Annotated in this window: 10 protein-coding genes; 5 read left to right on the forward strand and 5 right to left on the reverse strand. The window is 71.2% G+C overall.

Annotated features, from left to right (window positions below):
* The first annotated feature begins 50 nt into the window (after window positions 1-50).
* Together AC1G9C_RS20875 and AC1G9C_RS20880 are read left to right on the forward strand one after the other, a co-directional pair.
* On the forward strand, window positions 51-3446 hold the full coding sequence (locus AC1G9C_RS20875) for an ATP-binding protein (RefSeq protein WP_480408685.1): 3396 nt from the start codon (window positions 51-53) through the stop codon (window positions 3444-3446).
* The gene (locus AC1G9C_RS20880) at window positions 3421-4095 is read left to right on the forward strand and encodes a response regulator (RefSeq protein WP_457788907.1); all 675 of its coding nucleotides are present in this window, start codon (window positions 3421-3423) and stop codon (window positions 4093-4095) included. The genes AC1G9C_RS20875 and AC1G9C_RS20880 overlap by 26 nt, the downstream gene beginning before the upstream one ends.
* 9 nt (window positions 4096-4104) lie before the next feature.
* Here the strand turns inward: AC1G9C_RS20880 and AC1G9C_RS20885 are convergent, their stop codons facing one another.
* From AC1G9C_RS20885 to ptsP, 3 genes are read right to left on the reverse strand one after another with little or no spacing between them, the layout of a single operon-like run.
* Window positions 4105-5835: a fructose-specific PTS transporter subunit EIIC gene (locus AC1G9C_RS20885; protein WP_480408686.1), complete on the reverse strand. Its 1731-nt coding sequence runs from the start codon at window positions 5833-5835 to the stop codon at window positions 4105-4107.
* A 13-nt stretch (window positions 5836-5848) separates the two neighbouring features.
* Complete coding sequence (pfkB, locus tag AC1G9C_RS20890) at window positions 5849-6769, reverse strand: 1-phosphofructokinase (RefSeq protein WP_480408687.1); 921 nt, start codon at window positions 6767-6769, stop codon at window positions 5849-5851.
* Window positions 6769-9633 carry a phosphoenolpyruvate--protein phosphotransferase gene (gene ptsP, locus AC1G9C_RS20895; RefSeq protein WP_480410429.1) on the reverse strand — a complete coding sequence of 955 codons (2865 nt, stop codon included), beginning with the start codon at window positions 9631-9633 and terminating at the stop codon, window positions 6769-6771. Before ptsP ends, pfkB begins: the two co-directional genes overlap by 1 nt.
* A 174-nt stretch (window positions 9634-9807) precedes the next feature.
* Between ptsP and cra the strand changes: the two genes are divergently transcribed.
* Window positions 9808-10794 (forward strand): catabolite repressor/activator, encoded by a 987-nt coding sequence (gene cra / locus AC1G9C_RS20900; protein ID WP_480408688.1) that lies wholly within the window; start codon window positions 9808-9810, stop codon window positions 10792-10794.
* Window positions 10795-11063: 269 nt separating this feature from the next.
* Entirely contained in the window at window positions 11064-11888 is an 825-nt protein-coding gene (locus AC1G9C_RS20905) for a TatD family hydrolase (protein WP_480408689.1), read from the forward strand.
* Here the strand turns inward: AC1G9C_RS20905 and AC1G9C_RS20910 are convergent.
* Window positions 11885-12454: a pseudouridine synthase gene (locus AC1G9C_RS20910; RefSeq protein ID WP_480410430.1), complete on the reverse strand. Its 570-nt coding sequence runs from the start codon at window positions 12452-12454 to the stop codon at window positions 11885-11887. The two genes, AC1G9C_RS20905 and AC1G9C_RS20910, sit on opposite strands and share 4 nt — an antisense overlap.
* Window positions 12455-12629: 175 nt before the next feature.
* Between AC1G9C_RS20910 and ahr the strand changes: the two genes are divergently transcribed.
* Window positions 12630-13661 carry an NADPH-dependent aldehyde reductase Ahr gene (gene ahr, locus AC1G9C_RS20915; RefSeq protein ID WP_480408690.1) on the forward strand — a complete coding sequence of 344 codons (1032 nt, stop codon included), beginning with the start codon at window positions 12630-12632 and terminating at the stop codon, window positions 13659-13661.
* 3 nt (window positions 13662-13664) lie between these two features.
* Here ahr and AC1G9C_RS20920 read toward each other — a convergent pair whose 3' ends face one another.
* Complete coding sequence (locus tag AC1G9C_RS20920) at window positions 13665-15008, reverse strand: aminotransferase-like domain-containing protein (protein ID WP_480408691.1); 1344 nt, start codon at window positions 15006-15008, stop codon at window positions 13665-13667.
* Between the last annotated feature and the right edge of the window lie 16 nt (window positions 15009-15024).

Genomic DNA, 15024 nt, shown 5'->3' on the forward strand with positions numbered 1-15024 from the left:
CATGGATGTTGCAAATTCACCGCAGAAACGGCACCACCAGGAGCACGGGCGTGCAACCGACCGGAACCCAGCGCATCGTCAAGATCCGTCGCGACTACAACAGCTGGGTCGCCGACGAGACCATGGAGGACTACGCCCTGCGCTTCACCCCGCGGGCGTTTCGCAAATGGTCGGAGCTGCGCATCGCCAATACGGCCCTCGGCGCGGTGTCGTTCCTCGCCCTGGAAGCCATCGGCGGCGCCCTGGCGCTGTCCTACGGCTTCACCACCACCCTGTGGGCGATCCTCGCGGTGAGCCTGGTGATCTTCCTCACCGGCCTGCCGATCAGCTACTACGCGGCGCGCTACGGCGTGGACATGGACCTGCTGACCCGCGGCGCCGGCTTCGGCTACATCGGCTCGACCATTACCTCGCTGATCTACGCCAGCTTCACCTTCCTGTTCTTCGCCCTCGAAGCGGCGATCATGGCCCTGGCCCTGGAGCTGTACTTCGACATCCCGCTGGCGCTGGCCTACGTGATCTGTTCGGTGATCATCATTCCCCTGGTGGCCTACGGCATCACCCTGATCAACCGCCTGCAGACCTGGACCCAGCCGCTGTGGCTGGTGCTGCTGCTACTGCCCTACGCCTTCGTCGTCGCCAGGAACCCCGAGGCGCTCGGCGACTGGACCAGCTTCGCCGGCCGCGAGGGCGAGGCCGGCAGCTTCAACCTGCTGCACTTCGGCGCCGCCTGCACCGTGGCCCTAGCGCTGGTCACACAGATCGGCGAGCAGGTCGACTACCTGCGCTTCCTGCCGGAGAAGACCGTGCAGAACCGCAAGCGCTGGTGGGCCGCGCTGCTGATGGCCGGGCCCGGCTGGATCATCCCCGGCGCGCTGAAGATGCTCGCCGGCGCCTTCCTCGCCTTCCTCGCCCTGCAGCACGAGATCCCCGTCGAGCGCGCCGCCGAGCCGACGCAGATGTACCTGGTGGCCTTCGGCTACGTATTCGCCTCGCCGCAGTGGGCGCTCGGCGCCATGGTGCTGTTCGTCATCGTCAGCCAGGTGAAGATCAACCTGACCAACGCCTACGCCGGCTCGCTGGCCTGGTCCAACTTCTTCGCCCGGGTCACCCACAGCCATCCGGGGCGCGTGGTGTGGCTGGTGTTCAACGTGGCCATCGCCCTGATGCTGATGGAGCTGGGCGTGTTCGAGGCGATCGAGGAGGTGCTCGGCCTCTACGCCAACATCGCCATCGCCTGGATCGGCGCGCTGGTGGCCGACCTGGTGATCAACAAGCCGCTGGGCCTGTCGCCGCGCCACATCGAGTTCAAGCGCGCGCACCTGTACGACATCAACCCGGTCGGCGTCGGCGCCATGCTGATCGCCTCGCTGCTCTCGGTGCTGGCCCACTTCGGCCTGTTTGGCGCCCTGGCCGAGGCCGCCTCGCCGCTGGTGGCGCTGTTTTCCGCCTTTGTCTGCGCACCGCTGCTGGCCTGGGCCACCGGTGGCCGCTTCTACGTTGCGCGCACCAGCACGACGGCGCTGATCCACCCGCCGAGCGCGACCGACGCCGGCCGCTGCGGGCTGTGCAACAACGCCTTCGAGAGCGAGGACATGGCCTTCTGCCCGGCCTACAGCACGCCGATCTGCTCGCTGTGCTGCTCGCTGGACGCGCGCTGCGGCGACGTCTGCAAGCCGCACGGGCGCCTGAGCCAGCAAGTCGACGCGCTGCTGCACTGGCTGCTGCCCTGGGCCAGCATCCCGCGCCTGCACAGCCGCCTGGCCCAGTACCTGGGCTTCCTCGCCCTGCTGGTGCTGATGCTGTTCGGTGCCCTGGCGCTGATCTACAGCCAGGTCTCCCACGGCCTGGTGCCGCACTCGCCGGAGGTGCAGCAGACGCTGTACCAGGCCTTCTTCAAGGCCTTCCTCACCCTCTCGCTGTTCGCCGGCATGCTCGCCTGGTGGATCGTCCTGACCCGCGAGAGCCGCCAGGTGGCGCAGCAGGAGTCGGACCGCCAGACCCTGCTGCTGATGCAGGAGATCGAGGCCCACGGCAAGACCGACGAGGCGCTGCAGAAGGCCAAGGTACAAGCCGAGAACGCCAACGCGGCGAAGAGCCGCTACGTCACCGGCCTGTCCCACGAGCTGCGCACGCCGCTCAACAGCATCCTCGGCTACACCCAGATCCTGCAGCGCGACGCGGCCATGCCCGAGCGCCACCACGACGCCCTGGCCACCATCCACCGCAGCGGCTCGCACCTGCTGTCGCTGATCGACGGCCTGCTCGACGTGGCCAAGATCGAGGCCGGCAAGCTGCACCTAGAACTCTCGGAAATCGCCCTGCCCGAATTCGTCGGCCAGCTCGAACGCATGTTCGCCCCGCAGGCCGCCGAGAAGGGCCTGTCCTTCCACCTGGAGACGGCCGGGCGGATTCCCGCGGTGGTGCGCGGCGACGAGAAGCGCGTGCGGCAGATCCTGATCAACCTGCTGGGCAACGCCGTGCGCTTCACCGAGCGGGGCGAGGTGCGCCTGCGCGTCAGCTACCTGCGCGAGACTGCCTGCTTCGAGATCGTCGACACCGGCATCGGCATCGATCCGCAGCAGATCGAGCGCATCTTCCAGCCCTTCGAGCGCGGCGACCTGATGCGCCAGGACAACGGCGTCGGCCTCGGCCTGACCATCACCCGCATGCTCACCGCGCTGATGGGCGGCGAGCTGTCGGTGCACAGCGAGCCGGGCAAGGGCACGCGCTTCCAGGTGCGCCTGTTTCTCTCCGAGGTACGCGCGCCGCGGGCGGTGGTGCACGTGGCGCACGACATCATCGGCTACCGGGGGCCGCGCCGCCTGGTGCTGGTGGTGGACGACCACCTGGAGCACCGCCGGGTGCTAGCCGGCATGCTCGAGCCGCTGGGCTTTCGCGTCGAGCAGGCGGCCAGCGGCCAGGAGGCGATCCGCCAGGCCGCGCTGCTGGGCCCCGACCTGATCCTCATGGACCTGTCGATGCCGCAGATGGACGGCTTCGAGGCCAGTCGCCTGATCCGCCGCAACGCCCAGTGCCAGGCGCCGATCATCGTCATCTCGGCCAACGCCTTCGCCGACGACCGCGAGCGCAGCATCGCCGCCTACTGCAACGACTACCTGGCCAAGCCGGTGCATATCCCGGCGCTGCTCGAGCGTATCCAGCAGCAGCTCGACTTGCAGTGGCTGCACCGCACCGCCGAGCCCGAGGCGCAGGCACAGGCCGAGGCGCTGCCCAGCATCGCCGAGCTGGCCGAGCTGCGCGAACTGGCGGCGCTCGGCTACATGCGCGGCATCCAGGACAAGCTGGACGCCATCGAGCGGAACAGCCCCGCCTGCGCCTCCTTCACCCAACGCCTGCGGGCCCTGACCAAGGGCTTTCGCCTGGATGAACTCAACCGCCAACTCAAGGAGGCCGAACATGAATGCAGCCATGCAGATTGCTGAACGCGGCACGGTGCTGATCGTCGACGACACGCCGGACAATCTCGCCCTGCTCTCCGACGCCCTCGACGCTCACGGGTACATGGTGCTGGTGGCGCTGGACGGCCAGAGCGCGCTGAACCGCATCCAGCGCCGGCGCCCCGACCTGATCCTGCTCGACGCGATGATGCCCGGCCTGGACGGTTTCGAGACCTGCCGCAGGATCAAGGCCGAGCCGGACAGCGCCGACATCCCGGTGCTGTTCATGACCGCGCTGACCGACAGCGAACATGTGGTGGAAGGCTTCGCCGCCGGCGGCAGCGACTACGTGACCAAGCCGATCCATACCGACGAGGTGCTGGCGCGGGTCGCCGCCCACCTGCGCACCGCGCGCCTGATCCAGGCAGCCCGACAGACCACGGCAGCGGCGCCGACGCTGAACGGTGCCCCGGCCCGGGCCACGCTCTCGGCACGCTTTCAGCTCACCGAGCGCGAGATGGAAGTGCTGCGCTGGGTCGCCTGCGGCAAGACCAACCGCGACATCGGCGACATCCTCGGCCTCAGCCCGCGCACGGTGAACAAACACCTGGAGCACGTCTACGTGAAACTCGGCGTGGAAACCCGCACCGCCGCCACCTCGGTGGCGCTGGCAGCGATGAGCGAACGGGGCTGAGGGCTCCTGCTACGCCGCCGCCCCCACCGCCAGCGGCGGGGCATCGGCGCGTTTGATCATGGCATAGACCACCCCGGTGAGCAGGCTGCCGGCGACGATGGCCAGCAGATACGGCAGCGCCTGGTTGATCGCATTGGGGATCAGCAGCACGAACAGCCCGCCGTGCGGCGCCATCAGCTTGCAGCCGAAGTACATCGACAGCGCACCGGTCAGGGCACCGCCGGCAATGCTGGCCGGGATCACCCGCAGCGGGTCCTTGGCGGCGAAGGGGATCGCTCCCTCGGAGATAAAGCACAGCCCCAGCACCCCGGCGGCCTTGCCGGCCTGGCGTTCGCTCTGGGCGAACTTGCGCCGCGCCAGCAGGGTGGCGATGGCCATGCCGATCGGCGGCACCATGCCGGCGGCCATGGTCGCCGCCATCGGCGCGTAGCTCTGCGAGGCCAGCAGGCCCACGGAGAAGGCGTAGGCGGCCTTGTTGATCGGTCCGCCGAGATCGACGCACATCATGCCGCCGAGCAGCAGGCCGAGCAGAATCGCGTTGGTGCTGCCCATGCCGTCGAGGAAGGCGGTGAGCCCGGCGAGCATGCCGGCCACCGGACTGCCCACCAGGTAGATCATCACCAGGCCGGTGAACAGGCTGGCGACCAGCGGGATGATCAGGATGGGTTTCAGCGCCTCGATGCTGTCCGGCAGGCGCAGCCAGCGGGCGATGGCCAGGGCCGAGTAACCGGCGAGAAAGCCGGCGATGATGCCGCCGATAAAACCGGCGCCCAGCGAGCTGGCCAGCAGGCCGCCGATCATCCCCGGCGCCAGCCCCGGGCGGTCGGCGATGGAGTAGGCGATATAGCCGGCCAGCAGCGGTACCATCAGCTGGAACGCCGTCTCGCCGCCGATCTTCATCAGCGCCGCGGCCAGGCTGCCCTCCTCCTTGAACGCCTCGATGCCGAAGACGAAGGACAGGGCGATCAGCAGACCGCCGGCCACCACCATCGGCAACATATAGGACACGCCGGTGAGCAGGTGCTTGTAGGGCCCGGCCTTGGCACCGGGCTTGGCCGTGGTGGCGCCCTCGGCCGGCGTCGCCTCGCTCAGCGGCCGGGCCTCGGCCAGGGCGCGCTCGAGGGTCTGCTGCGGCTGCTTGAGCGCCACCCCGGTGCCGCAGCGATAGACCTTCTTGCCGGCGAAGCGGGCGGTGTCCACCTCGATATCGGTGGCCAGCAGCACCGCATCGGCGGCGGCGATGGAGGCCTCGTCCAGCAGGTTGCGCGCGCCCACCGAGCCGCGGGTCTCCACCTGCAGCTCGAGGCCCATGCGCGCGGCCGCCTGCTGCAGCGCCTCGGCGGCCATAAAGGTGTGCGCCACCCCGGTCGGGCAGGCGGTCACCGCCACCAGGCGGGGTCGGCCAGCGGCCACGACCGCGGCCTGCTCGCTGTAGGGCTGGGCGCGCTCGGCCGCCTCGCGCAGGAAACGCTGCGGGTCGGCCAGGGCCTCGGCCGGGGTGGATTGCAGCAGGCGCTTGCCGACGAAGCGGCTCAGCGGCAGCTCGCCGGTCTTGACCACCAGCACCAGGTCGGCGGCGGCGATATCCGCCTCGCTCAGCGGCGCGCCGATGGCGCGGGCGTCGTGCACCTCGACGCGGGTGCTCCAGCCCAGGCGCTCGGCGGCGGCCTGCAGCAGGCGCGAGCAGAGCACGCTGGTGACCTGGCCGTTGGGGCAGGCGGTGACGATCAGCAGGTTCATGGTGAAAGGCCTCTTATTCTTCTAGGGACTGCAGCTGCACCGCCGCTTCCAGGCGCGCCAGCTGTTCGCGATCGTGGATGCCGAAGCCGACCTGGGTCACCGCCTGGGCGGCCACCGCGGTGGCCAGGCGCAGGGTGCGCTCGGCCGGCCAGGCGGACAGCAGGCCGTGCAGGCTGGCGGCCAGCAGCGAGTCGCCGGCGCCGACCGTGCTGGCCACCGCGACCCGCGGCGGAATGGCGCGCAGGGCGATGCCCGGGCCGTGCCAGTCGACCCCGGCGGCGCCGCGCGAGAGCAGCACGTGCTCGATGCCCTGGGCGCGCAGGCCGCGCACCGCCGCGTCGAGGTCGCTGCCGCAGGCCTCGGCCAGCTCCCCCTCGTTGGGCTTGATCAGCCAGGGCGTCACCGCCAGCGCAGCGCTCAGTGCGGCGCCGCTGCTGTCGACCGCCAGCGGCACGCCGCTGGCCCTGAGCCGGCGCAGCAGGCCGGCGAACCACTCAGGCGCAACCCCGCGCGGTAGGCTGCCGGCCACGACTATGGCGTCGTGGCCGGCCAGCAGCGGGGCTAGCTCTTCGAGCAACTGCTCCAGATGCCCGGCCTCGACCTGCGGACCGGGGCCGTTGAGGTCGGTGATGCGCCCGTCGGCCTCGGCCAGCTTGATATTGCTGCGCGTCTCCCCGGGCACGCGGACGAACAGGTCGTGGAAGCCGCGCCGATGCATCAGGGCCTCGAACGGCGCCGCGTTGGCGCGACCGAGAAAGCCGGCCACGCTCAGGCTGTGGCCGAGGTCGGCGAGCACCTGGGCGACGTTCAGGCCCTTGCCGGCGGCATGGCTGGCGAAGCCATGGCAGCGGTTGACCACGCCGGGTTGCAGCTGGTCGAGGCTAAGGGTCAGGTCCAGCGCCGGGTTCAGGGTCAGGGTCAGGATGCGCGCCATCAGTGCACCTCCGCGACCAGCGCGCGCACCGCGGCGGCGCTGTCCAGCGCCAGCGCCTGCTCGGCCAGCGCGCGCGCATGGCGGCTGTCCAGCTCGCGCACGCGCGCCTTGACCAGGGCGATGGCGCGTGGCGACACGCTCAGCTCGTCGACGCCCAGGCCGACCAGCAGCGGCACCGCCAGGCGGTCGCTGGCCAGCTCGCCACAGACGCCGACCCACTTGCCCTCGGCATGCGCCGCCGCCACCGTCATGCCGATCAGCCGCAGCACCGCTGGGTGCAGGCCGTCGGCCTGGGCCGAGAGAGTCGGGTGGCCGCGGTCGATGGCCAGGCAGTACTGGGTCAGGTCGTTGGTGCCGATGCTGAAGAAGTCCACCTCGCGCGCCAGCACCGGCGCCAGCAGGGCCGCCGAGGGCACCTCGACCATGATGCCGAGCTGCAGGTCGGCCAGGGGGATTTCCTCGCGTAGGCGCAGGGCCATGTCGCGCGCCACCCGCCACTCCTCCACCGCGCCGACCATGGGGAACATGATCCGCAACGGACGCCCCTCGGCCGAAGCCAGCAGCGCGCGCAGCTGGGTCTCGAGGATGTCCGGACGCTGCAGGCTAAGGCGAATGCCGCGCACGCCGAGGAAGGGGTTTTCTTCGGCCGGCATCGGCCAGTAGGGCAGCGGCTTGTCGCCGCCGACATCCAGGGTGCGCACCACCAGCGGGCGACCGCCCAAGGCGTCGAGCACGCGGCGGTACTCGACTTCCTGGGCCGCCTGGCTCGGCGCCTGGGCGTGTTCCATAAACACCAGTTCGGTGCGCAGCAGGCCCACCGCCTCGGCGCCCAAGGCCACCGCCTCGGCGGTCTCGCCGGCGGCGCCGATATTGGCCGCCACCTCGACGCGCACGCCGTCGCTGGTCACGGCCGCCTGCAGGCGCTCGGCATGCGCCTGCTCGCGGCGGCGCTGCGCGGTTTCGCGCTCGCGCAGGGCCTGCTGGCGGGTCGCCTGATCCGGCGCCACGCGCAGCAGGCCGCTGTCGCCGTCGAGCAGCAGCGGCGTGCCCTGGGCCAGCGCCAGCACCGCCTCGCCGGCGCCAACCACGGCGGGAATGCCCAGGGCGCGGGCGATGATGGCGCTGTGCGCGGTGGCGCCGCCGCGCGCGGTGAGGATGCCGGCGACGCGCTGACGGTCCAGGCTGGCGACATCGGACGGCGCCACCTCGGCCATCACCAGCACATAGGGCTCGTCCGGCTCGCCCGGCAGCTCGACGCCGCACAGGCGCGCCAGCACGCGGCGGCCGATGTCGCGCAGGTCGGCGGCGCGCTCGGCCAGCAGCGCGTCGTGCAGGGCCTCCTGACGCTGCGCGGCGGCCTCGATCTCGGCCTGCCAGGCCGCCTCAGCACTGGCGCCGCGGGCCAGACGGGCGTCGACGTCCTCGCGCAGCGCCGGATCGTCGAGCATGGCCAGGTGGGCGCTGAAGATCTCGCGGATGCTGGCCACCCCGGCGCCATCGACCATCCGCTGGATCTCGCCGCCGATGGCCGCCAGCGCCGCGTCCAGCCGGCGCCGCTCGCTAGCGGCGCCCTGGCCCTGCTCGGCGTAGTCGAAGCGCGGCAGCACCCGCACCAGCGCCGGGCCCATGGCGATGCCCGGCGAGGCGGCCACCGCCTGCAGGCGGCTGCCGTCCGGCGGCGCCTGCAGCGGCACCTGCGCGGTTTCGTCGGCTGCCGGCTCCTGCGGCGCCACCGGCAACGGCTCGACCGCCTCGCCCAGGCCGCTCTCCAGCGCCGCGCGCAGCGCCGGCAGGGCGTCGTCGGCGATGCCCGGTTCGGCGCTGAATTCGAGGACCTGCCCACGCCGCGCGCCGAGGGCGAGCAGGCGGCTGAGGCTCTTGGCCGAGACGCCGGCGCCGTCGTCGCCGGCCAGGCGCACGCGGATCTCGCCGGCGAAGCCCTGCGCCAGTTCGCTCAGAATCTTGGCCGGGCGCGCATGCAGGCCGTGGGCGTTGGCCAGCGGCAGCTGCACGCTGGGCCAGTCCGGCGCCACCTCGCCGCCGAGGGCCTCGATCACGCTGCGGCTGCTGTGCGCCTCGCACAGCTCGGCGGCGCGCCCGCCGATCAGCACGTCGCACAGCCGTTCCAGCGCCTGACGATGCGCCTCGCCCTGGCTGGCCAGACAGAACAGGCCCTTGAGCGGCTCGCCGCGAAAACTCAGGGGCGCCGCCGGGGTGACGAAGGCCAGCCCCGGCCGCTCCACGCCCCGTTCGCTGTGCAGCCACCACAGGCCCTCGCCCAAGGGCAGCGGCTCGCCGCGGGCCAGGCTGAGGGCGAAGCCGGAGGCCGCGCAGCCGGCCTGCTTGAGCAGTCGCGCGCCCTGCCAGAGCAGCTCGTCGAAATCCTCGACCGGCAGGCCCAGGCCCACCAGTTGGCCGTCCAGCGCCAGCGCCTGCGGCGCGCCCTGCAGCAACTCGACGATCTGCTCGGGCGTGCGCGCCGTGCGCAGCGCCTGGCTCAAGTCGCCCTCGCCGAGCGCGCGGGTCAGCAACTGCAGCAGGTGCAGGTGCTCGTCGGACTGCGCGGCGATGGCGATGGCCAGGTACACCTGCTGGCCGTTGCCCCAGTCCACGCCGTCGGGGAACTGGATCAGGCAGACGCCGGTGCGCAGCACCTGGTCGCGGGTCTGCGGCGTGCCGTGGGGGATGGCGATGCCCTGGCCGAGAAAGGTCGAGCCCTGCGCCTCGCGCGCCTGCAGGCCGGCCAGGTAATCCGCGGTGGCCAGGCCGGCGGCGGCCAGGGCCTCGCCGAGCATGGCCAGCGCCGCCTGTTTGTCCGCGGCCTGACGGCCCATCTGGATCTGGCTGGCATCGAGTTCGAGCATGGAAATGTCCTCCGGCAGGCGAGGTATCCGAGTCATGCGGCCACCCGGATTCGCGATCTTGTTCTTAGCCTAGTCGATGAAAGCGCTTGCTGAAACGTTTCATCTAGCGCTGGCACCTTATCCCAGAATCGGCGATCCTTGAAGCCCGATCGTCGTCGACAGCCTGGAAGCCCCGTGAAACTCAGCGATATCGCCCGCCTGGCGCAGGTCTCGGTGACCACCGCCAGCTACGTGATCAACGGCCAGGCCGAGCGCCGGCGCATCAGCCCGGCCACGGTGGAGCGGGTGCTGGCGGTGGTCGAGCAGCACGGCTATCGCCCCGACCAGCAGGCCGCCGGCCTGCGCCGCGGGCAGAGCCGCTGCCTGGGTTTCATCCTCCCCGACCTGGAAAACCCCAGCTATGCGCGCCTGGCCAAGCTGCTGGAGCAAAAGGCCCGCGCTGCCGGCTATCAATTGCTGATCGCCAGCTCCGACGACGACCCGCACAGCGAGCGGCAGTTGCTCGAACTGTTCCGCTCGCGCCGCTGCGACGCGCTGATCGTCGCCAGCTGCCTGCCGCCGGACGATCCGCTGTACCGCCGCCTGGTCGCCGGCGGCCTGCCGGTGATCGCGGTGGACCGCGCGCTGGACCCGGCGCATATCCGCTCGGTGGTCAGCGACGACGAGCAGGCCGGCGCCCAGCTCACCGCCAGCCTGCTCACGCCGCCGCCGCGGCATATCGCCCTGCTCGGCGCGCGCCCCGAGTTGGTGATCAGCCAAGCCCGCGAACGCGGCTTTCGCCAGGCGCTGCAAGGGTTCGCCGGGCGCATCAGCGTGCTGCACGGCGAGCAGTTCAGCCGCGCCAGCGGCCAGCGCCAGATGCAGGCGCTGCTGGCCGAGGCCGGCACCCCCGACGCCCTGCTCACCACCGCCTACGTGCTGCTCGAAGGGGTGCTCGACGCCCTGCGCGAACGGGCGCCGCAAGCCTGGCCGGCGCTGCGCCTGGCCACCTTCGGCGACACCCAGTTGCTGGATTTTCTGCCGCTGCGGGTCAACGCCATGAGCCAGCAGCACGAGCGCATCGCCGAACGGGTGCTGGCCTGGGCGCTGCAGGCGGTGGAGCAGGACGACTACCGCCCCGGCATCGAGGCCATCGAGCGCAGCTTCAAGGCGCGGCTGTAGAGCCCGGAGAAGATGCCCGGAGGAGCCCGCTGGCGGGCGATCGAGCACAGATCGCCGGCCAGACCAGGCGTCCCCGCAGCGCCCACGATCAAACCAGGCCGCTCAATAAACGACCAGCCGAGCCAATGCCGCGCCGGCTCTGCGCCGGCGCCATCGGCGCACAACTTATGCACAGCTTGCTGCACCGTTACTGTGGGTTAAACGATTGAATCGGCTGGCAAATTTCTGCGCGCCTGGCATCTGTCGGACAAATCGCCGATGCTTGCGCCATGCGCCTGATCGACACCCACACCCACCTGGATTTCCCTGACTTCGACGCCGACCGCGCCGAGGTGCTGGCGCGCAGCCGCGCCCTGGGCGTCGAGCGCCTGGTGGTGCTCGGCGTGTACCAGGCCAACTGGCAACGGCTGTGGGATCTGGTGCAGGCGCAGGAGGGCCTGTACGCCGCCTTCGGCCTGCACCCGGTGTATCTGGAACAACATCTGCCCGAACACCTGGGCGAACTGCGCGCCTGGCTGACGCGCCTGGCCGGCCATCCGCGGCTCTGCGCGCTGGGCGAGTTCGGCCTGGACTACTACCTGGACAGCCTCGACCGCCAGCGCCAGCAGGCGCTGTTCGAGGCGCAGCTGGCGCTGGCCGCCGAGTTCGAACTGCCCGCCCTGCTCCACGTGCGCCGCGCCCATGCGGCGACCATCGCCACCCTCAAGCGCTACCGCCTCAAACGCGGCGGCATCGTCCACGCCTTCGCCGGCAGCTACGAGGAGGCGCGCGAATACCTCAAGCTGGGTTTTCGCCTCGGCCTCGGCGGCGCCGCCACCTGGCCGCAGGCCAACCGCCTGCGCAAGGTGCTCACGCAACTGCCGCTGGAGGCCATGGTGCTGGAGACCGACGCCCCGGACATGGCCCCGGCCATGCACCCGAACCAGCGCAACAGCCCCGAATACCTGGCGGACATCTGCACCGAGCTGGCGGCGCTGCGCGGCATCACGGCCGAGGAACTGGCCGCGGCCAGCAGCCGCAATGCCTGCGAACTGTTCGGCTGGGAGCATGCCGGCACGCCGGGGCAGGCGACGCGCACAGCGCCACCCGCTTAATCGAGCCGCGCCGGCACCTCGCGCCATTGCCCCGGCTGCAGGCCATCCAGGCGCCAGGGGCCGATGGCCACGCGCACCAGGCGCAGGGTGGGCAGGCCGACCGCGGCGGTCATGCGCCGTACCTGGCGGTTGCGGCCCTCGCGGATCACCAGTTCCAGCCAGGCGGTCGGCACGCTCTTGCGAAAGCGCACCGGCGGGTTTCTGTCCCACAGCGGCGGCTCGTCCAACAGGCGCGCCTGGGCCGGCAAGGTCGGGCCGTCGTTAAGCGTCACGCCGTCGCGCAACTGCTGCAGCTGCGCCTCGTTCGGCTCGCCCTCCACCTGCACCCAGTAGGTCTTCGCCAGCTTGTGTTTCGGATCGGCAATGCGCGCCTGCAGGCGGCCGTCGTTGGTCAGCAGCAGCAGGCCCTCGCTGTCTCGATCCAGGCGCCCGGCCGGGTAGACGCCGGGCACCTCGACGAAATCCTTGAGCGTGGCGCGGCCCTGCTCGTCGTTGAACTGGGTCAGCACATCGAACGGCTTGTTCAGCAGGATCAGCCGTGGCTGCGCGGGCGGCGCCTTGGCCACCCGGCGCGGGGCGGCGGGACGGCGACTGGCGGGAGGACGAGGGCGAGACATGCGGCGGGCTTCGGTGGAACTGGGGCGCGCAGTGTAACTCACGATAAGCGGCGCTGATGGTGCTTCCCCGCCGTAGCGCGGCGACTAAGCTGCTGATTCCGTCCCCTCGCAACAGGAGTCAGTCATGAGCAGCAGCGCCGAACTCGCCACCTTCAGCGGCTGGGCCGCCACCGCCCCGGGCGCCCCGCTCGAGCGCCACAGCTACGACCCCGGCCCGCTCGGCGCCGAGGACGTGGAAGTGGCGGTGGAATACTGCGGCATCTGCCACTCCGACCAGTCGATGATCGACAACGAATGGGGCAATGCGCGCTACCCCTTTATCCCCGGCCATGAAGTGGTCGGCACCATCGTCCGCCTCGGCGAACAGGCGCGCGGCCTCGCGCTGGGCCAGCGGGTCGGCATCGGCTGGTACAAGGGCAGCTGCATGCACTGCGGCTCGTGCATGGAAGGTTCGCACCAGCTGTGCCGCTCGGTGAAACCGACCATAGTCGGCAGCCACGGCGGTTTCGCCGACCGCCTGCGCTCGCACTGGGCCTGGGCCGTGCCGCTGCCCGAAGGCCTCGACCCGGCGCTGGTCGGCCCGCTGTTCTGCGCCGGTTCCACGGTGTTCAGCCCGCTGCTGGAGTTCGACGTCAAACCCACCGACCGCGTCGGCGTGGTCGGCATCGGCGGCCTCGGCCACCTGGCGCTGCGTTTTCTCAATGCCTGGGGTTGCGAGGTGACCGCCTTCACCTCCTCGCTCGGCAAGCAGGACGAAGCCAAGCGCCTGGGCGCGCACAGGGTGGTGGCCTCCACCGACAGCGCGGCGATGAAGGCGATTGCCGGCAGCCTGGATTTCCTCCTGGTCACCGCCAGCGCCGACCTCGACTGGGTTGCCCTGCTCGGCACCCTGCGCGGCAAGGGCCGCCTGCACTTCGTCGGCATAGTGCCCAGCGCCATCCCGGTGCACGTGTTCAACCTGATCCCGCAACAGAAGAGCCTGTCCGGCTCGCCGGTAGGCTCGCCAGCGAGCATGGCGACCATGCTCGAATTCTGCGCCCGCCACCAGATCCTGCCGCAGGTCGAGCACTTCCCCATGAGCCAGGTGAACGCGGCCATCGACCATCTGCGCAGCGGCAAGGCACGCTACCGCGTGGTGCTGGACGCCAGCCGCTGAGGCTCAGGCGAGCGGCCAGGCCGCCACGATACCCTCCAGGGCGCGCTTGAGCTCGGCGCGGCTGGCCGCGGCGGCGAGGCTGACGCGCACCGCGTGTCCCGGGTTGGCCTCGACCGCGAACACCTCGGCCGGCACCACCTCCACGCCATGCTGCCGACAGGCCTCGGCCAGGCCGGCAGGCGGCGCGCCATCCAGCCACAGGTGCGGCGCCACCGCCCTGCCTTGCAGCATGCGCGGCCCGAGCACGCGCGCGGCCAGGCGCCAGCGCTGCAGCAGCTCCTCGACCTGCCAGGCCAGGCGCCGTTCGGCGATGCCGCTTTCGATCCACTCGCAGGCCAGCGCCAGGCTCAGCGGCGCCACCGCCCAGCGCGTGGCCTGGGCCTCGCGGTCGATGCGCTCGAGCAGCTCCGGCGCCCCCGCGATAAAGCCCAGGCGCAAGCCCGGCGCGACGCTCTTGGACAGGCTGCTGATCAGCAGGCAGCGCTCGGCAAGCTGCACCGCCAGCGGCGCCTCGCTGCCGAGCACGCCGTAGACGTCGTCCTCGACGATCCACAGCCCACGACGCCGCGCCACCTCGGCGATGGCGGCGCGGCGCTCGGCGTCCAGGCTGGCGCCGGTAGGGTTCTGCAGGCAGGGCGTGAGCACCGCCACGCGAGCGCCGGTGGCGCGGGCCTGGCGGTCGAGGTCGTCGGGCAGGATGCCGTGCTCGTCCATCGCCACCCCGTGCAGCGGCAGGCGTAACTGGCGCGCGGCGGCCTTGATCCCCGGCGCGGTGTAGCGCTCCACCAGGATCGCTTCACCCGCCTCGCACAGCGCCAACAAGGCGGCTGAGACGCCCTGCTGGGCACCCGCGCAGAGCAGCAGGCCGTTCGGCGCCAGTTCCAGGCCACGGCGGCGCAGCCAGGTGGCGCCGGCCAGGTGCGCGCGTTCGACCAGCGCCGCCGAGGGATAAGCCTGCAGCCCATCCAGCTCGCCTCGTGCAGCCAGCGCGGCAAGGCTGACGGACAGGTCGCGGTTGTCCGGGTCGTGCACCGGCACGTTGGTCGACAGGTCGATCAGTTCACCCTGCGCAGCCGGTTGCTTGAGGCGGAACAGGCTCGCCTCGCGGCTACCGGCCAGCACGTAGGTGCCACGACCGACCTCACCGGAGACCAGATGCCGACGCGCCGCCTCGCGGTAGGCGAGCATCACCGTGCTCGGGTTGATACCCAGCGTCCAGGCCAGGCGCCGCTGCGGCGGCAGGCGTTCGCCGGGCTTGAGTTCACCGCGGCCGATGGCGGCGGCGATGGCCTCGACCAGGGCCAGGTAGGTGGGTAAGGCGCTGTCGCTGAGGTCAGGAAGCCACATTGCTTGCCATGCAATA

The sequence above is a fragment of the Pseudomonas sp. ABa2 genome (assembly GCF_056676075.1).

Coding starts and splice junctions, on each gene's coding strand:
- AC1G9C_RS20880 (WP_457788907.1), top strand. CDS start 3,421: ATGAATGCAGCCATGCAGATTGCTGAACGCGGCACGGTGCTGATCGTC.
- AC1G9C_RS20885 (WP_480408686.1), bottom strand. CDS start 5,835: ATGAACCTGCTGATCGTCACCGCCTGCCCCAACGGCCAGGTCACCAGC.
- pfkB (WP_480408687.1), bottom strand. CDS start 6,769: ATGGCGCGCATCCTGACCCTGACCCTGAACCCGGCGCTGGACCTGACC.
- ptsP (WP_480410429.1), bottom strand. CDS start 9,633: ATGCTCGAACTCGATGCCAGCCAGATCCAGATGGGCCGTCAGGCCGCG.
- AC1G9C_RS20905 (WP_480408689.1), top strand. CDS start 11,064: ATGCGCCTGATCGACACCCACACCCACCTGGATTTCCCTGACTTCGAC.
- ahr (WP_480408690.1), top strand. CDS start 12,630: ATGAGCAGCAGCGCCGAACTCGCCACCTTCAGCGGCTGGGCCGCCACC.
- AC1G9C_RS20920 (WP_480408691.1), bottom strand. CDS start 15,008: ATGTGGCTTCCTGACCTCAGCGACAGCGCCTTACCCACCTACCTGGCC.